This window comes from Pararhizobium sp. (assembly GCF_965279435.1).
GTDB lineage: Bacteria > Pseudomonadota > Alphaproteobacteria > Rhizobiales > Rhizobiaceae > Pararhizobium.
In genome coordinates this window covers 651,206-668,882 of the sequence record NZ_CBDIHY010000003.1, presented here as the reverse complement: position 1 = coordinate 668,882, position 17,677 = coordinate 651,206, and the positions used below count along the sequence as shown (strand labels likewise).

Annotated in this window: 15 protein-coding genes; 9 read left to right on the top strand and 6 right to left on the bottom strand. The window is 61.6% G+C overall.

The features are described 5' to 3' along the window. Positions 1-134 precede the first annotated feature (134 nt). The 4 genes from ACQY8Q_RS08915 (at position 135) to ACQY8Q_RS08900 (ending at position 4,536) form a co-directional block, all read left to right on the top strand. Positions 135-1,292 carry a Re/Si-specific NAD(P)(+) transhydrogenase subunit alpha gene (locus ACQY8Q_RS08915; RefSeq protein ID WP_428426260.1) on the top strand — a complete coding sequence of 386 codons (1,158 nt, stop codon included), beginning with the start codon at positions 135-137 and terminating at the stop codon, positions 1,290-1,292. A 60-nt stretch (positions 1,293-1,352) separates the two neighbouring features. Further along, positions 1,353-1,763 carry an NAD(P) transhydrogenase subunit alpha gene (locus tag ACQY8Q_RS08910; RefSeq protein WP_113246605.1) on the top strand — a complete coding sequence of 137 codons (411 nt, stop codon included), beginning with the start codon at positions 1,353-1,355 and terminating at the stop codon, positions 1,761-1,763. A gap of 10 nt (positions 1,764-1,773) precedes the next feature. Next, positions 1,774-3,174 carry an NAD(P)(+) transhydrogenase (Re/Si-specific) subunit beta gene (locus ACQY8Q_RS08905; protein ID WP_428426259.1) on the top strand — a complete coding sequence of 467 codons (1,401 nt, stop codon included), beginning with the start codon at positions 1,774-1,776 and terminating at the stop codon, positions 3,172-3,174. 156 nt (positions 3,175-3,330) lie between these two features. Next, complete coding sequence (locus ACQY8Q_RS08900) at positions 3,331-4,536, top strand: diguanylate cyclase domain-containing protein (protein WP_428426258.1); 1,206 nt, start codon at positions 3,331-3,333, stop codon at positions 4,534-4,536. Positions 4,537-4,571: 35 nt separating this feature from the next. Here the strand turns inward: ACQY8Q_RS08900 and ACQY8Q_RS08895 are convergent, their stop codons facing one another. Both ACQY8Q_RS08895 and rpsU read right to left on the bottom strand, forming a co-directional pair. Then, entirely contained in the window at positions 4,572-5,459 is an 888-nt protein-coding gene (locus ACQY8Q_RS08895; protein WP_428426257.1) for a tetratricopeptide repeat protein, read from the bottom strand. 262 nt (positions 5,460-5,721) lie between these two features. Further along, positions 5,722-5,961: a 30S ribosomal protein S21 gene (rpsU, locus tag ACQY8Q_RS08890; protein WP_428426256.1), complete on the bottom strand. Its 240-nt coding sequence runs from the start codon at positions 5,959-5,961 to the stop codon at positions 5,722-5,724. Between the two features lie 417 nt (positions 5,962-6,378). Here rpsU and ACQY8Q_RS08885 point away from each other — a divergent pair, with 417 nt between their 5' ends. Genes ACQY8Q_RS08885 through soxG form a run of 4 tightly spaced genes read left to right on the top strand, consistent with a single transcriptional unit; the run spans position 6,379 to position 11,535 of the window. Then, positions 6,379-7,632, top strand: a complete 1,254-nt coding sequence (locus ACQY8Q_RS08885) for a sarcosine oxidase subunit beta family protein (RefSeq protein ID WP_113317516.1) — start codon at positions 6,379-6,381, stop codon at positions 7,630-7,632. A 12-nt stretch (positions 7,633-7,644) separates the two neighbouring features. Beyond that, the gene (locus ACQY8Q_RS08880) at positions 7,645-7,989 is read left to right on the top strand and encodes a sarcosine oxidase subunit delta (protein WP_428426255.1); all 345 of its coding nucleotides are present in this window, start codon (positions 7,645-7,647) and stop codon (positions 7,987-7,989) included. After that, positions 7,986-10,979, top strand: coding sequence for a sarcosine oxidase subunit alpha (locus tag ACQY8Q_RS08875; RefSeq protein ID WP_428426254.1), 2,994 nt, complete (start codon positions 7,986-7,988; stop codon positions 10,977-10,979). Before ACQY8Q_RS08880 ends, ACQY8Q_RS08875 begins: the two co-directional genes overlap by 4 nt. Beyond that, entirely contained in the window at positions 10,972-11,535 is a 564-nt protein-coding gene (gene soxG / locus ACQY8Q_RS08870; protein ID WP_428426253.1) for a sarcosine oxidase subunit gamma family protein, read from the top strand. The genes ACQY8Q_RS08875 and soxG overlap by 8 nt, the downstream gene beginning before the upstream one ends. 194 nt (positions 11,536-11,729) lie before the next feature. On the opposite strand, the gene ACQY8Q_RS08865 is transcribed toward soxG, so the two are convergent. The 3 genes from ACQY8Q_RS08865 to glgX form a co-directional block, all read right to left on the bottom strand. Beyond that, complete coding sequence (locus ACQY8Q_RS08865; RefSeq protein WP_428429720.1) at positions 11,730-12,803, bottom strand: DUF2332 domain-containing protein; 1,074 nt, start codon at positions 12,801-12,803, stop codon at positions 11,730-11,732. Further along, positions 12,796-13,284 (bottom strand): MaoC family dehydratase, encoded by a 489-nt coding sequence (locus tag ACQY8Q_RS08860; protein ID WP_428426252.1) that lies wholly within the window; start codon positions 13,282-13,284, stop codon positions 12,796-12,798. Before ACQY8Q_RS08860 ends, ACQY8Q_RS08865 begins: the two co-directional genes overlap by 8 nt. Before the next feature lie 82 nt (positions 13,285-13,366). Then, the gene (gene glgX, locus ACQY8Q_RS08855) at positions 13,367-15,337 is read right to left on the bottom strand and encodes a glycogen debranching protein GlgX (RefSeq protein ID WP_428426251.1); all 1,971 of its coding nucleotides are present in this window, start codon (positions 15,335-15,337) and stop codon (positions 13,367-13,369) included. 1,024 nt (positions 15,338-16,361) lie between these two features. Here glgX and ACQY8Q_RS08850 point away from each other — a divergent pair. Continuing rightward, entirely contained in the window at positions 16,362-17,273 is a 912-nt protein-coding gene (locus ACQY8Q_RS08850) for an aldo/keto reductase (RefSeq protein WP_428426250.1), read from the top strand. A gap of 109 nt (positions 17,274-17,382) precedes the next feature. Here the strand turns inward: ACQY8Q_RS08850 and ACQY8Q_RS08845 are convergent, their stop codons facing one another. Further along, on the bottom strand, positions 17,383-17,592 hold the full coding sequence (locus ACQY8Q_RS08845) for a hypothetical protein (RefSeq protein WP_428426249.1): 210 nt from the start codon (positions 17,590-17,592) through the stop codon (positions 17,383-17,385). Between the last annotated feature and the right edge of the window lie 85 nt (positions 17,593-17,677).

Genomic DNA, 17,677 nt, shown 5'->3' with positions numbered 1-17,677 from the left:
CCCGGTGATTGCCGGGCCTGGTGTGATATGCGCGCGGGCTGCCGGAGGGTGGCTCAATGCGTGATTTTTGAGTGTGCGGGAGAGTGGAAATCGCGGTCCGCCGTGTTCCGAATGCCCGTGTCAGGGAGGAACCTGTGGCAGAGACTGTATTCATACCGTTGGAAACATTTCCGGGCGAAGGCCGTATTGCGGCGTCACCCGAAAGTGTGAAGAAGCTCAAGACCCTCGGCTTCGAGGTTGTCGTTCAGGCCGGCGCCGGCACGTTGTCGCGCATGCCCGACAGCGAGTTCGAGAAAGCCGGCGCGCGGATCGGTTCCGCTGCCGACGCTGCAAGCGCTGATGTGGTGCTGAAGGTACGGCGCCCAGCATCCTCCGAAGTTGCGGCTTACAAGTCCGGCGCCATCGTGCTGGCCATCATGGACCCCTATGGCAACGATCAGGCACTGGCAGACATGGCCAAGGCCGGTGTTTCGGCGTTTGCGATGGAACTGATGCCGCGCATCACCCGTGCCCAGTCGATGGACGTGCTGTCGTCGCAGGCCAACCTTGCCGGCTATCAGGCTGTGATCGAAGCCGCCTCCGAATATGACCGGGCTATGCCAATGATGATGACGGCAGCGGGCACTGTTCCTGCGGCGAAAGTCTTCGTCATGGGCGCTGGCGTTGCCGGCCTGCAGGCGATTGCCACGGCACGGCGCCTCGGTGCGGTCGTGTCTGCGACGGACGTTCGCCCAGCCTCCAAGGAACAGGTCGCCTCGCTCGGCGCCAAGTTCATCGCGGTCGAGGACGAGGAATTCAAGGCGGCCGAGACGTCCGGCGGCTATGCCAAGGAAATGTCGGCGGAATACAAGGCCAAGCAGGCAGCGCTGACCGCCGAGCATCTGGCCAAGCAGGATATCGTCATTACCACGGCGCTGATCCCCGGCCGTCCTGCACCGCGCCTGATTACCCGCGAGATGCTGAAAGCCATGAAGCCCGGCTCGATCGCTATCGATCTTGCTGTCGAACGCGGCGGCAATGTCGAAGGTGCGGTGGCCGATCAGGTGGTCGAAGTCGAGGGCGTCAAGGTCGTCGGCTACACCAATATGCCCGGCCGCATCGCCGCGTCCGCCTCGGCGCTCTATGCCAAGAACCTCGTGACGTTTCTTGAGACAATGGTCGGCAAGGAAACCAAGGTGCTTGCCCTCAATATCGAGGACGAACTCGTCAAGGCGACGATGCTGACGCATGGCGGTGCCGTGGTGCATCCGAATTTCGCCGCAGCGCCTATCGCGGTCGCAGCCACAGCTTAAAAAATGGAGAGGGCAGCGCGTGCTTCGGGGAGAAGTGCGGCTGCCTAAGGGAGAAATTGTATGGCCAATGAGATGCTCGACAAGGCGATCGGCGACCTCGACCGCGCGGTCGAAGCGGTGCGCACCGCCGCCGAATATGTGCCGGATGCCGCTGGCAATGTTGTCCACGGATTATCCGGCGGCGCGATCGATCCGTTCGTGTTCCAGCTGGCGATCTTCGTCCTGTCGATTTTCGTCGGCTATTACGTCGTCTGGTCGGTAACGCCTGCCCTGCACACGCCGCTGATGGCGGTCACCAACGCGATTTCTTCCGTCATCGTCGTCGGCGCGCTGCTTGCGGTCGGCATCTCGGCCTCCGGGCTTGCCACCGGCTTCGGTTTCGTGGCGCTGGTTCTTGCCTCAGTCAATATCTTCGGCGGCTTCCTGGTCACCCAGCGCATGCTTGCCATGTACAAGAAAAAAGAGAAGTGAGGCTGCCGTCATGAGTGCCAATATCGCAGCCTTCCTCTATCTGGTTTCCGGCGTCCTGTTCATTATGGCGCTGCGCGGCCTGTCACATCCAACCACCTCGCGCCGCGGCAATATCCTCGGCATGGTCGGCATGGGCATCGCCATCGTCACGACGCTTCTGCTCGCCACCCCGTCCTTTGGCGGTCTGGTGCTGATCGTGCTTGGTCTTGCCATCGGCGGTGGTGCCGGCGCCTATATCGCCCGGTCGATCCCGATGACCTCGATGCCGCAACTGGTCGCGGGCTTCCATTCGCTGGTCGGCCTTGCTGCCGTCCTGGTCGCTGCTTCGGCGCTCTATACGCCGTCGTCCTTTGGTATCGGCGAGATTGGCGAGATCCATGCCCAGGCGCTGGTCGAAATGGCGCTCGGTGTCGCCATCGGCGCCATCACCTTTACCGGCTCGATCATCGCCTTCCTGAAGCTTGACGGACGCATGTCCGGCAAGCCGATCATGCTGCCGTTCCGCCATGTCATCAACAGCGTGCTTCTGCTGCTGATCATCTTCTTCATCGTCGGGCTTGCAGCGTCCGAAAGCCATTTCGATTTCTGGGCGATCGTCGTCCTGTCGCTGGCGCTGGGCGTTCTCCTGATCGTTCCGATCGGTGGCGCCGACATGCCGGTGGTCGTCTCGATGCTGAATTCCTATTCCGGCTGGGCTGCCGCCGGTATCGGCTTCACACTTGGCAATCTGGCGCTGATCATCACCGGCGCGCTGGTAGGCTCGTCCGGTGCAATCCTGTCCTACATCATGTGCAAGGGCATGAACCGCTCCTTTATCTCGGTCATCCTCGGTGGCTTTGGCGGTGATACTGCAGCAGCGACGAGCGATGACGGCGTCGTGCGCACGGTCAAGCAGGGCTCGGCCGATGATGCCGCCTTCCTGATGGCCAATGCGTCAAAGGTGATCATCGTGCCGGGCTACGGCATGGCGGTTGCCCAGGCGCAGCACGCTGTTCGCGAACTGGCGGATGCGCTGAAGAAAAATGGTGTTGAAGTGAAGTATGCCATTCATCCGGTCGCTGGCCGCATGCCTGGCCATATGAACGTGCTGCTTGCCGAAGCCAATGTGCCTTATGACGAAGTCTTCGAACTGGAGGACATTAATTCGGAGTTCGCCCAGGCCGACGTTGCCTATGTCATCGGTGCCAACGACGTCACCAATCCGGCGGCGCGCGACGACAAGACCTCGCCGATCTATGGCATGCCGATCCTCGATGTCGACAAGGCCAAGACCTGCCTGTTCGTCAAGCGCTCGCTCGGCTCCGGCTATGCCGGTATCGACAACACGCTGTTCTACAAGGATGGCACCATGATGCTGCTCGGCGACGCCAAGAAGATGACTGACGATATCGTCAAGGCCATGAACCACTAAGACGATAAAACACTGCCGTGCAGCTCATTCGAGCTGCACGGCAGTGTTCCGTATTCAGACTTTCCTGCGCCCGGCATTTTAATCGAAATTCAATGGTCCTCGCATATCGTTGGTCGCCAACCGCAATGGTTGGCGCCGGTGATACGAAAGAGGATCATGAGTTCATCTTCGCAATTCGGTCACTCCCGGATCGGGCGCTACGCCCGGCAGCTTGACGCGGGCATCGGGTGGTTGCGGTTTCAAGGCGACATGGAGCGCGAATACGCGCTGCAGATCGACAGGGATGAGCGCCGGCCGGCAATGGTCAGCGCGGTTTTCTCGCTGGTCTTTATTGTCCTGTTCGGGATCTCCGATTTTATACGCCTCCCGCTGGTGACGCGTTTTCCCGATCTTTCCGCCGATATGTGGGGCATCCTGACAAGCCGGTGGGTGGCGGTCCTGTTCCTGCTTGGCTGCCTGTATATCTGCCATCGGCAGCGTGGCGTGTCGCGAGCAGCGCCTTTGTCGATAGCCGCAGTGCTGACGCTTGCCGTCAGTGGCGCGGTGTCGGTCTGCCTATACAAGCGCAACGGCCTGGGCCATGCAGAATTCGCCCAGCTTCTGTTCGTTATGGGCGCATTTTCTCCGCTGGGGCTGCGCTTCCGTCACAGCATCATGCTGGCGGCCGGCGTTGTCGCCCTGACGTTCTTGTTACGATACTGGCTGCTGCCGGCGGAGTTGCGTGAGCAGCAATTCGACGCGATGCTGCTTTTGACCTTGGTCTTCGCGGCGGTCGGCGGTTATCTCCGGGAGCGTGCGCATCGGGAGCAATTCCTTTTGCGCGGCATCCTCAAGGAGCAGGCGTCGCGCGACCCGCTGACTGGGCTTGCCAATCGGCGTGGTCTTGATGAGCAGCTGGAGACGATACGCCGGCAGGCTCGGCAGGAAAGCCAACCGGTCGGATTGCTGTTGCTTGATGTCGATTTTTTCAAGCGTTACAACGACCGTTACGGGCATCAGGCTGGTGATCTCGCCTTGCAGCGCGTCGCCGCATGTCTGGACGCCTTTGCGCACCATCCGCTCGACATGGCCTGCCGGATGGGCGGAGAGGAGTTCGCGCTTGTCCTGTACGGTTGCGGGGAGGCCGCGCTCAAGGATCGCGCAGACACGCTTTGCGCCGACGTGCGGAACCTCCGCATCGATCATGCCACGTCGGACATTTGTGCTTTCGTGACGGTCAGTATCGGTGGTGTGCTGTTGCAGCCGCAGGAAACAGCCTGGTCCGCGCTCGATCGGGCCGACCAGTTGCTTTACGAGGCCAAGCGGGAGGGGCGCAATCGCACGTCTGTCGAGCGCCTTTTACCCATGGCTGCGGTCGCGTGACCGGCGCGCGGCGTCATCCGCCGCGCTTTTTCTGATCAGACCCCAGCTTTGACGCGGGCAAGACCGGCGCGGGCCGGTTCGTATTTGGGATCCAGCGACAGCGCATGGCCATAGGACTTTGCGGCTTTCGCCTTGTCGCCGCGGCGCTCATAGACCAGCGCCTGGTTTGCCCAGGATTCGGCAATCTTGCCGTTCAGGTTGATCGCGGTGTTGAAATCTGCGAACGCATTGTCGTCGTCGTTGGTCGCCACGTAGGAAATGCCACGGCCGTTATAGGGCTCGGGTGCATTCGGCGACAGCGAGATTGCGGTCGAGAAATCCTCGATTGCCTGCGCATGCTGCTTTCGGGCCTGATAGATCAGGCCGCGATTGTGATAGGCGCGCGGGTCCGTGGTGTCGAGCGCGATCGCCTTGTTGAAGTCAGCAAACGCCTGATCGAGTTGACCGGCCTGGCGGTAGAGATTGCCGCGGCCGATGAACGCCACGTCATAACGCGGGTTGAGCTGCAGGGCCATGTTGTAGTCGGACTGTGCCGCCGACTGATCGCCCATGTTGCGCTCGACAAGGGCGCGGTTGGCGTAGGCCTGGTAGAATCGCGGGTTGAGTTCGACCGCCTTGTTGAAATCGGCGAGCGCCCGGCGGAATTCGCCAGCGCGGCCATAGGCGGATCCACGCACGTTATAGCCTTCCGGATCGCTCGGATTGGCCGCGATCACGGCAGATAGCGAGGCAATGTTCTCGTTGCTTCCCTGTGCCCGCTCGACACGCATCATGTTGCTCGGCGTGTCAGGTGTGGTGCAGCCCGAGAGCATCAGTGCGCTGGTCACGGCAAGCATGGAGGCGAGGGCGAAACCGCGCCGATTGGAACGCCCGGCATGGCCGGTATGGTCGGAAAAGTCCGCAGTCCTGGCAGTCGATGTCAAGATTCATTCCCTCGATTAAGCGAAGCGTCTCGGCATGTCCCGGGCCTTGAACGGCGGATCGGGCCAGCAGTGTCAAAGTCCGTGATTACAACAGATAAACCATCATGGATGCCGTTGTGTTCCAAAGACAGTGTAGCACGCTCTGCGCGCTGGTCGCCTGTATCCGGAATTAAATCCCGCACCCTGCGATTTAAACAGAAAGAGCGGTGGCGATCATATCGCCCCCGCCCGATTTACGCGTCAAATACGCTGCAAACGCTGATCAGCGTGCTGCAGCCGCCGTAGGGCGCGGGGTAACGATGCCCATCTCGCGCTGCAAACGCTTGCGGGCCAGCTTGCGAATGCGGCGAACGCCTTCAGCCTTTTCGCGGGCGCGCTTCTGGGATGGCTTTTCGTAGGCCTCACGCATCTTCATTTCGCGGAAAATGCCTTCGCGCTGCATCTTCTTCTTGAGTGCGCGAAGCGCTTGATCGACATTGTTGTCGCGGACTAGTACCTGCACGTTAATCCCGTTCCTTCAGTTTCGAGTGTTCGCCTCATGAAGTCAGGTCAACGAGGCAAAAAAATATGGTTCGCTGAGCCCGAAAGCTTTACGATTGGGAGAGCGGATACCAGATCGGTTGCTCAAAGTCCAGCCGCGAGTTGGTTTGCAGGGCCAAAACTGCCGGAAAACCCTGGTTTCAAGGCCTTGACTGCTGGAATTGCGACAAGACGTTGACGCATCTGTTCGGTTGGATGTTCCTCTCTCATATATGCGGCGCCTTATATTGCGCCGGAGATGAAGGATGTCGCAACTCGTGCGACAAGCGCCGTCTCGCGTCGCAAAAGAAACGTTGCGGAAGTCCGGGATTTGCGATTTCTAGGATCGACCACAAGAAATTCACCGGCCTTTTGGCAGGACTACGGAGTGTGAAAGCGGATGCGCAAATATTCGGTTTTTGCTGTCGCTCGCGAAGCGATGCGCGGCCACAGGGGATGGGAGGCGCAATGGACCTCGCCCGAGCCGCGCAAGGAATATGATGTCATCATCATCGGCGCCGGCGGTCATGGCCTGGGTACTGCCTATTACCTCGCCAAGGAACACGGCATCACCAATATCGCCGTGCTCGAAAAGGGCTGGCTCGGCGGCGGCAATACCGGCCGCAACACCACCATCATCCGCTCCAACTATCTCTATGACGAGAGCGCCGGGATCTACGATCACGCGCTGAAGCTGTGGGATGGCCTCAGTCAGGATCTCAACTACAACGTCATGTATTCGGCACGCGGCGTGATGATGCTGTCGCACAATGTCCATGACCAGCAGGTGTTCAAGCGGCATATCCATGCCAACCGCCTGAACGGCATCGACAATGAATGGCTGACGCCGGAGCAGGCGCAGGAATTCTGCCCGCCGCTCGATATTTCCCGCACCGCCCGCTATCCGATCAACGGTGCCGCCCTGCAGCGCCGCGGCGGTACCGCCCGCCACGATGCCGTTGCCTGGGGTTATGCCCGTGCGGCTGCCGATCGCGGCGTGCACATCATTCAAAATTGTGAGGTCACCGGCATCCGCCGCAATCCGGATGGGTCCGTCGCCGGTGTCGATACCAATCGCGGCCAGATCAATGCCAAAAAGGTCGGTGTCGTTGCTGCCGGCCATACCTCGGTGCTGATGGAAATGGCCGGCGTGCGCATGCCGCTGGTCAGCTATCCGCTGCAGGCGCTGGTGTCCGAGCCGATCAAGCCGATCTTCCCTTGCGTCGTCATGTCGAACACGGTGCACGCCTATATTTCCCAATCGGACAAGGGCGAACTCGTCATCGGCGCCGGTACGGACCAGTATTCGTCCTACTCGCAGACCGGCGGCCTGCAGATCATCACCCACACGCTCGATGCCATCTGCGAGCTGTTCCCGATCTTCCGCCGCATGAAGATGATGCGGTCCTGGGGCGGCATCGTCGATGTAACGCCGGATCGCTCGCCGATCCTGGCGAAAACCCCGGTTTCCGGTCTTTACGTCAACTGCGGTTGGGGTACCGGCGGCTTCAAGGCAACGCCGGGCTCGGCCAATGTCTTTGCCCACACCATCGCCAACGACGCGCCGCACAAGATCAACGCGCCGTTCACGCTGGAGCGTTTCCGCTCGGGCCGCCTGATCGACGAAGCGGCGGCTGCTGCCGTTGCGCATTAAGGGGAACACATCATGCTTCTGATCTATTGCCCCTATTGCGAGGAAGAGCGTTCCGAGCTCGAGTTCCGGCAGGCTGGCGACGCCCATATTGCGCGTCCGGCCAACATGACCGAGATGACCGACGAGGACTTCGAGGCGTTCTTCTTCCTGCGCGACAACGTCAAGGGCCTGACCTTCGAGCGCTGGCGGCACCTGAACGGCTGCGGCCGGTTCTTCAATGCAGCCCGCGATACCGTCAGCGACAAGTTCCTGACCACCTACAAGGCCGGCTTGCCCCGTCCGGATGTCAGCACTTTGCGCCCGGCGACGGAAGCGACTGTCGAAACCTATGAAGCCACGGAGTCGAATGCTAAATGAGCGGCGCCAATCGTATCCCCGGTGCAGGCCGTCTTACCCCTGCAAAGACCGCCCGCTTCTTCTTCGACGGCAAGAGCTACGCCGCCCTTGAGGGCGATACCGTCGCCTCGGCGCTGCTGGCCAACGGCGTTCATCTCGTCGGCCGCTCGTTCAAGTACCATCGTCCGCGCGGCATCGTGTCGGCCGGTGCCGAAGAGCCGAACGCATTGATCGGCGTCGAGCGCGACGCTGCCCGCAAGCAGCCGAACGTGCGCGCCACCGTGCAAGACGTGTTCGACGGCATGAAGGTGATCTCGCAGAACCGCTGGCCGTCGCTTGCCTTCGACGTCGGCGCGGTCAACAACCTCTTGGCACCGTTCTTTGCCGCCGGTTTCTACTACAAGACCTTCATGTGGCCGAAGCAGGCCTGGAAACATGTTTATGAGCCGCAGATCCGCGCGGCTGCCGGTCTCGGCGTTTCGCCGACCGAAGACGATACCGACCATTATTCCAGCCGCTACGCCCATTGCGACGTTCTGGTGATCGGCGCCGGTGTCGCCGGTCTTTCGGCAGCGCTTGCCGCCGCCAAGACCGGTGCGCGTGTCATCATCTGCGACGAGCAGCCGGAAGTTGGCGGTGCGCTGCACTACGACAAGAGCGTCACGATTGACGGTCAGGACGGCTTCACCTGGGCTCAGGCGACAGCTGCCACTCTGGCAAAGATGAACAACGTCACCGTTCTGCCGCGCACGACAGCATTCGGTTACTACGCCCAGAATTTCGTCGGTCTCAACGAGCGCGTCACCGAGCATCTGGCAAAGCCCGATAAGAAACTGCCGCGCGAGCGCCTCTGGCAGGTCCGTGCCAAGCGCGTCATCATCGCCACCGGTGCCATCGAACGCCACATGGTGTTCGCCAACAACGACCGCCCCGGCATCATGCTGGCGTCGGCAGCCCGCACCTTCCTCAACCATTTCGGCGTTGCCGTCGGCAAGAAGGTCGGCGTCTACACAGCCAACGATTCTGCCTACGAGGCAGCTTTCGATCTGAAGCGGGCCGGCATTACCGTTGCTGCCATCGTCGATAGCCGCGAGCAACCGGGCGAGGGCGTGCTTACGGAGGCCCGTTCCCTCGGCATCGAGGTTCTGGTTGGTCATGGCGTCGTCGATACCGGCGGCAAGCTCCGGGTGTCTTCCATGTCGGTTGCTCGCAATGGCGGCGGCAGTAGCCGCAAGATCGCCATCGACGCGCTGTTGGTATCTGCCGGTTGGACGCCATCCGTGCACATGTTCTCGCAGTCGCGCGGCAAGGTGGCCTACGACTTCGAAAGCCAGCGCTTCCTGCCCGGCACCTATGCGCAGGATTGCCTGTCCGTCGGCGCCTGCAACGGCACAAACGACCTGCAGGCGACTATCGAGGAATCACTGGCCGCCGGCGAGTTGATGTCGAATGCCTCCGGCTTTACCGCTCCGGAAAAGCCGGCGCTGAATGGCGTGAATGCTTTTGCCTGGACCGGCGGCATGGCGGGCGCGGCCGAAGGGGCCGGACCGGACACGACGGTCAAGGCGTTCATCGACTTCCAGAACGACGTCTGCGCCAAGGATATCCGCCTTGCCGTGCGCGAAGGCATGCACTCGATCGAGCATATCAAGCGCTTTACCACCAACGGTATGGCGACCGACCAGGGTAAGCTTTCCAATATCCACGGTCTGGCGATTGCCGCTGAAACGCTTGGCCGCGAGATCCCCAAGGTCGGCCTGACGACGTTCCGCGCGCCCTATACGCCGGTGACGTTTGGCACGTTGATCAACCATTCGCGCGGCGAATTGTTCGACCCGACCCGCAAGACGCCGATGCACGCCTTGGAAGAAGCCGAGGGCGCGGTGTTCGAGGATGTCGGCCAGTGGAAGCGCGCCTGGTACTATCCGCGCGCCGGTGAGGACATGCATCAGGCCGTCAACCGCGAGTGCAAGACGGTGCGCGATGTCGCCGGCATTTTCGATGCCTCGACGCTTGGCAAGATCGAGGTGGTTGGCCCGGATGCGGCGCAGTTCCTCAACCTGATCTATACCAACAGCTGGGACACGCTGAAGCCTGGCCGCTGCCGCTACGGCATCATGCTGCGCGAAGACGGTTTCGTCTATGACGACGGCGTCGTCGGCCGCATGGCGGAGGACCGTTTCCACGTGACGACGACGACGGGCGGTGCTGCCCGCGTCATGAACCATATGGAAGACTATCTGCAGACCGAGTTTCCGCATCTGAATGTCTGGCTGACCTCTGCCACCGAGCAATGGGCTGTCATTGCGGTGCAGGGACCGAAAGCCCGCGAGATCATCGCGCCACTGGTCGAAGACATCGATCTGTCGAACGAAGCCTTCCCGCACATGAGTGTTCGCGAAGGCAAGATCTGCGGCGTGCCGACAAGGTTGTTCCGCATGTCGTTCACCGGCGAAACCGGCTTCGAAGTCAACGTTCCCGCCGATTTCGGCCCGGCCGTCTGGGCTGCGATTTACGAACGGGCGGAAGCGCTCGGCGCCTGCGCCTATGGCACCGAGGCGATGCATATCTTGCGCGCCGAAAAGGGTTACATCATCGTTGGTCAGGACACCGACGGTACCGTGACCCCCGACGATGCGTCGCTTGGGTGGGCGGTCGGCAAGAAGAAGGCTGATTTCGTCGGCATTCGCGGCTTGCGCCGTCCGGATCTTGTCGCCGATGGCCGCAAGCAGCTGGTCGGCTTGTTGACCAAGGATCCGAAGGTGGTGCTGGAGGAGGGCGCGCAGATCGTTGCCGATCCGAACCAGCCACTGCCGATGACGATGATCGGGCATGTGACCTCGGCGTACTGGTCGGAAAACTGCGGCCGTTCGATTGCTCTGGCGCTGGTTGCTGGCGGCAAGGCGAAGATCGGCCAGACGCTCTATGTGCCGATGCCCGACAAGACGATCGCCGTCGAGGTGAGCGACATGGTGTTCTTTGACAAGGAAGGAGGCCGCATCAATGGCTGATTTGATTGGGGCTGATCTGGCGACCCGCACCCTGCCGCTGTCCGGCTTCCACGGCGGCTCCGGCGCTGCTTCGCTTTCCGTTGCAGCACCCGCAACCCGGATGTCGCTGCGGGCCAAGCCGGATGCTGTCTCAGCGTTGTCCGGTGCGCTTGGTCTTTCGCTACCGGTGAAGGCCAAGACCTCGGCGTCTTCGAATGGCCGTCATGCGCTCTGGCTCGGGCCGGACGAGTGGCTTGTGATCGACGAGAACGAAGCCGACCTGATGGCGGCGGTGGCGTCGAGCAACGTGCTGCATTCGGCAACGGATATTTCCCATCGCAATACGGCACTGATCGTCAAGGGCCGCGGTGCGGCCGTGGCGATCAATGGCGGTTGCCCGCAGGATCTGTCGCTGCCAGCCTTCCCGGTCGGCGCCTGCTCGCGCACGGTTCTGGCCAAGGCGGAGATCGTGCTGTTGCGCACCGCCGAGGAAGCGTTCCGGGTTGAATGCTGGCGGTCGTTTTCGCCTTATGTCTCGACGCTTCTGGCCGAAGCCGCCGAGGATGCGGGGAACTGATTGTTACCGGGCTCCGGCTCAATTGCTGTAACAGGCAACTGCCTTGCATGCCCCTCATCCGCCCTGTCGGGCACCTTCTCCCCGTCGTGACGGGGAGAAGGAAAACGCCGGAAAACTCGATCGTCCCCTCTCCCTGCTTGCGGGGAGAGGGCTAGGGTGAGGGGCATTGGCCACGATGCCGAAGCGCGCGAGCCTCAATCCAGGCCGGGCCAACCGATCCATTCAACCCAGCGGCCGTGAAAATCGGCGCGGCCGATCAGGTGCTTTTCGCCGGATGGCCAGATTTGTAGCGTCAAAGCTGCGCTGTGTTTCTGATCGTCTGCTTCCATCTGCAGGCGGGCCAGTGGCGCCTTCTCCGTCGCGCGTTCTCCGGCGGCTGTGATCAGGGCGTCGCCCTTTGCCTTGGACGATGCGGGCAGATATTGCCAGGCGATGGTGTGATAGATCACGTGAACATGATCCTCGTGGACCTCTTGCAGACGTTTTTCCAGCCAGTCCACCGCATCGGCGCGCTCGACCGTCTGACGGTTGGCGGCGGCAATGGCGAGTGCAAAGCGGGTGCGCTCGATCCTGTCCGTCTGGTCGGCCCAGAGATAGGACAAAAGCCGCAGGGCGTCGTCCTCGTTAGCCGGGTTCAGCGGGTTGAGATCGCAGCCGGCGCGGCTGCTGATGTGAAGGGGAACGTCCGGGGGGCGCACCCCGCGCCATTCCGGTGCGATCAGCACCGGTGACGGCTGCAGAGCAAAGGTGCTATCGCCGAGCCGGTACTCGTAGCGATCCCACTGCAGATTGAGCCCGGCGCTGGCGCCCACTTCCGAGAGGACCAGTGGTTTTTCGAACAGGCTGGAGACCGTCAGGAAGCCGGGGAGCAGGGCGCCGGACCGGCGTACCTCGTTGGTCTGCGGCGCTGATGTTAGCCGGTCGAGGATGAAGGCCGCATGCGTGCCACAGGCATGTTCGACGGCGTTCCAAAGGTCATCTGCTTCTGCCGTCTGAGGCGGATAAACGGAGGCAAGGTGTTGGTCCAAGCCGGACAGCACCAGCGCATGCAGCGCGCCGGCAAGGCGCAGCGGAATGGAATCGCCACCGGGCGAAGGATCGCCGGACCAGGACAGAATTTTCGCACCAACCGGGTGGTCACCGGTCAACCGCTCGGCGGCAAGCGTGCAGAGACCTGCAGTGAAGGGTGAGCCAAGACCACGGCAGGAACTTGCCTGCTGGATGAAGGCCTGACGGACGGTCTCCTCCAGTGCCGCTTTCTCAGGCATCATCAGGCCGATCCTTGGGATCAAACTGGATGATGGTCAGCCACGTGGCCGTCAGCGCCGGTTTTCGTTCGCCCTCGACGTCGACGGTGACCTCGTAGGTGACCATCAGCATGCCGGCGCCGCGGAAGCGGGCTTCGGCCATGGTGAAGCGGCCGCGTACCTTGGCGCCGCTTTTCACCGGCGTCACGAAGCGCACCTTGTCGAAGCCGTAGTTGATGCCCATCGTCTGTTCGCGAATGCGCGGCAGGCAATTGTAGTTCATTGCCGAGAGCAGCGACAGCGACAGGAATCCATGAGCGATCGTGCCGCCGAACGGGGTTTCAGCGGCGGCGCGCACCGGATCCGTATGGATGAACTGGTGGTCGTCAGTTGCACCGGCAAAACTGTCGATGGTTTCCTGTGTGACTGTGATCCAGTCGGAGATGCCGACCTCGGTGCCCACCAGGTTCTTGACGTCAGATAGCGTAATTTCCTGCGGCATTCTCTTTTCCGATCAAAAACATCCCCCCGTTTCTCTATATGCCGCTCTTTCAAAAAACGGCAATCGGGGGAGCAGTATAGGCTCATAAAATTTCGGCGTGGAAACTGACACTGCGCGCTGCGACGATGCCAACCCCCGCCGTGGCTGATGGCAGGAGGCTCTGCCAGCCGGACCCTTGGCGGACCGGCAGCTGGACCGGATGCGGTGCATGGCTGCGGTTGATCACGACGGCAAGCCGGATTCGCCTGTTCAGCACGCTGTCGCCGGTTGAGAGCAGCATGACCAGATGATCGGCCGTGGCACTTTCCCAGTCGCCCGTCGTCATCGGCTGGCCGTCGAACCGCAGCCATTCGACATCGCCGTTTCCGATGAAGAACGTGGTGTCGTGAAAAACATCGAAGCGGGCGCGGATGTGCGACAGTGCGGCGGTATGGGCAATCAGGGCGTCGTCGAGTTTTGTCCAATCGACCCAGGTGATGGCATTATCCTGGCAATAGGCGTTGTTGTTACCGCGCTGGCTGCGGCCGCCCTCGTCGCCGGCGGTCAGCATGATGGCGCCGCGCGTGGCAAACAGGGTCGATAGCAGGGCCATGACGTCGCGGCGGCGGAAGGCGAGGACCTCGGGATCGACCGTCGCACCTTCGACGCCATTGTTCCAGGAATGATTTTCGTTGTGGCCGTCGCGGTTGTTCTCGCCATTGGCTTCATTGTGCTTGCCGGCATAGGAGACGAGATCCATCAGCGTGAAACCGTCATGGGCGGCGATGAAATTGACGCTGCGGGTCTTTTCGCCGCCCTTGCGGGCAAAGATATTGGATGAGCCAGCAAGTGCCGTCGCCAGATCGCCGATCGTGTGGCTGTCGCCGCGCCAGGTGCGGCGCAGGTCGTCGCGCGCCCGGTCGTTCCATTCGAGGAAGGGCGCCGGGAAATTGCCGAGCTGATAGCCGCCGGGTCCGATATCCCAGGGTTCGGCGATCAGCACGCGGTCTTGCAGGACCGGGTCGGTGCATATCTCCGAGAGCAGGGCAGCATCGCTGTTGAAGCCGTTGATGTCACGGCCGAGGATCGAGCCAAGATCGAAGCGAAAACCGTCGATGCCGGCCGAGAGAACGAAGTGGTGCAGGCTGTCGAGGATAAGCTGGCGCACCACCGGGTGATTACAGGCAATGGTATTGCCTGTGCCTGTATCGTTGATCAGTTCGCCGGGCCGATCCGTGGCGTGGCGGTAATAGATATGATTATCGAGACCGCGCATGGAGAGTGTGGCACCCCAGCGGTCGCTTTCGCCGGAATGGTTGAAGACCAGATCGAGAATGGTGCCGATGCCTTCTGCATGAAGGGCTGCAACAGTTTCGCGCAGTTCGGTCATGCCGCCGGGCACCAGGCGCGGATCGAGTGCCATGAAGGCGATGGGATTGTAGCCCCAGCCGTTGGTGAGCCCGAGCGGTGGCAGATGTCGCTCGTCGATCCAGGCGGTAATCGGCATCAGCTCGATGGCGGAGACGCCGATGCGCTTCAGATGGGCGATGACGGCGGGATGGGCGAGTGCGGCAACGGTGCCACGCTGCTGTTCCGGCACATCCGGATGCAGCATGGTGAAGGGGCGGACGGCAACCTCGTAGATCAGGCCGCCGGTCTGGAACAGCGGCGCCTGCCGTTGTGCGCTCTGCGGTTCCGTTACGATTGCCTTTGGCACGAGGTCGGCAGTGTCGTCGCCGAAGACCGACAGGCGGGGGTCGTAATGGAAGGGGCGGTCGAGCTCGCGGGCATAGGGATCGACCAGCAGCTTGGCGGGGTCGAACCAGAGGCCGTTGTCCGGATCGTAGGTTCCTGAAGCACGAAAACCGTAGCGGGTGCCGGCGGGGGCATCCGGGACGGTCAGGCTGTGAACATCGTCTGCGCCGCGCTGCATCGGCAGGCGGCGCAGTTCGTGGTTGCCGGTCGCGTCGTAAAGGCAAAGCTCGATGCCGGAGGCTGAGGAGGAGTGGACCGCAAAGGTTGTGCCGCTGGCGGTTAGCGTGGCGCCGAGGGGAGAAGCAAGCGGGTTCGGCATCGGGGGTCACCTTGGGATGATGTGGGGGCGGAGCCGTTTCGTATCAGCTTGGTTTGACAGTGATTTGTCTCTGCTTTTGCGGATGTTGCAAGCGGTATGTTTACCCTCTCTTTGAGGGGGAGGGTCGGCACGTGGTGCCGGGGTGGGGTGAGCTGCGGCATGCTCCAATCACCTGTAGCGTTTGCGGTGGTCACCCCCACCCGCCGCGTTGCGGCGACCTCCCCCCTCAAGGGGGAGGTAACGCTTCCTCTTCTCCCCAGCAGGGAGAAGGTGCCCGAAGGGCGGATGAGGGGGCGGTTCGGCATATACGGACAGGTTTTCATTGTTGGGTTCTCATCTTTCGTGAGCTCAGGTTGCTCGGATTTCCAGTCTAAGGTGGCTTCGCCCCCCTCATCCGGCCCTGTGGGCCACCTTCTCCCCGCTGGGGAGAAGAGGGAGTGCGCGGCAGTTTCCACGGCCTCAAGCCACGCCCGGAAAATCCGCCGTGGTTTTTCTGATGCTGACTTGGCCGGGGCGCTGGAAAGTGCCTCGTAAAGTAATAATAGGTGACACCTCTCAGCGTCCCGTTCAGTGTCTTTTGCCGCGCTTCTCAGGTTCTTCTGCGCTTTCCCGTGTCAGGAGAAAGCCTCCAATGCCCCAGCCCGGCCGCTTATCCGCCAGGCCTTTCAATGCGGCGGGGTTCAGCCCTGGACCGTCAAAAGACCGTGTGGCTACCCGGCACGCCCGGTTCATTCACGAACCGGAGGAGAACCGCCTTTCACGCAGCCCCGGGGATTTTGCGCGCGTTTCGCCAAACCGCCCGGGCACCGGCCCCACCTCGCCGGCAACGCTTTCCGGTGTATCCGTGGTGGGACGGGAAGAAGTATGGCACGGGTTTTGAGGGCGGGGATTTGCGGGGATGAATTTTTTGATCCGGCAACGTCGCGCGCATCCGTTGTGCCGGGCCTGCCGAGACTCTATACGTTGGCGGTCGCAGCCGTGCCTCAATAATTTCCCCGTTTCACCAACCGTCGAGTGAGTGCCCATGGTATCCCGTATCAAGATTCACCGTGACGGCCCGGAATTTTCGCGCATGGTCTGGGGCGCTTTTCGTATTGCCGACAACCGGGAAACGAGCGGGATCGCCTCGATCGCCCGCACCGTCGATACCTGCCTGGATGCCGGGATTACCACGATCGACCATGCGGATATCTATGGTGGTTACCGGGTCGAATCCCTGTTCGGCGAAATGCTGGCAACCCGTCCGGACCTGCGCAACCGCATCGAACTGGTGACGAAATGCGGCATCGCCCTGACGGGTCCGGCGCGGCCGGAGCATCGCGTCAAGCATTATAACAGCACGGTTGCTCATATCCGCTGGTCGCTGGAAAATTCGCTGCGCAATCTGAAGACCGATCGTGTCGACATGCTGCTTTTGCACCGGCCCGATCCGCTGATGGATGCAGCCGAGGTGGCCGAGGTTCTGGAAGCGCTGGTTTCGGAAGGCAAGACGCGGGCCGTGGGGGTTTCCAATTATACGCCGTCGCAATTTGCAATGCTGCAATCGAAGCTGCCTATTCCGCTGATGGTCAACCAGATCGAGCTTTCGGTGACGCATACCGCGCCGCTTTACGATGGGACGCTGGACGACTGCGTCAATTACGGGATTTCGCCGATGGCGTGGTCGCCGCTGGGAGGCGGGCGTCTGTTCGATAGAGAGAAAGGCAATCCGCAGCTCGTCGATCTTTTGAGCGCCCTTGCAGACAAATACGGCGTACAGGGTGCTGGCACGGTGGCGCTTGCCTGGCTGCTGCGCCTGCCGTCCAAGCCTTTGCCGATTATCGGCTCGACCGATCCTGAACGGGTGACGTCGCTGGCGCGGGCTACGGAGATCGAGTTTGATCTGCAGGACTGGTTTCAGGTTCTGGAAGTGGCGACCGGGCGGCCGGTGGCGTAACGCCAGCCTTCAGAGCTTTCCGCTTTTCGTCAAAACGCGAAAACGCTCTCACTCTTTGTTTTGAAACAATTGCGGGCGCAAAATCGTTGCGCACTTTTGCTGGAGCTGCTCAGGGAAGCAGCTTCACCAGCTGCCATTCGCCGTTGGCGTCCTTCTCGACGCGCTTGTTGCCGCGGTAGCAGCGCAGCTTGCCGGCCTGCTTGTCCATGACGAGGCGGGTCGGGGTTGATTTGGATTTGCCGTTTTCGCCGATGGCAGCAGTCAGCGCTTCCTTGAATTTACCGGCCTTGTAGAGGGCGACGAGATCGTTGTCGGTCATTGTCGCGTTTTCCTTGTGCGGCTGGGGTCTGGAATACCGTCTGGCGGTCACCCCACCCCGGCACTGTGTGCCGACCCTCCCCTTC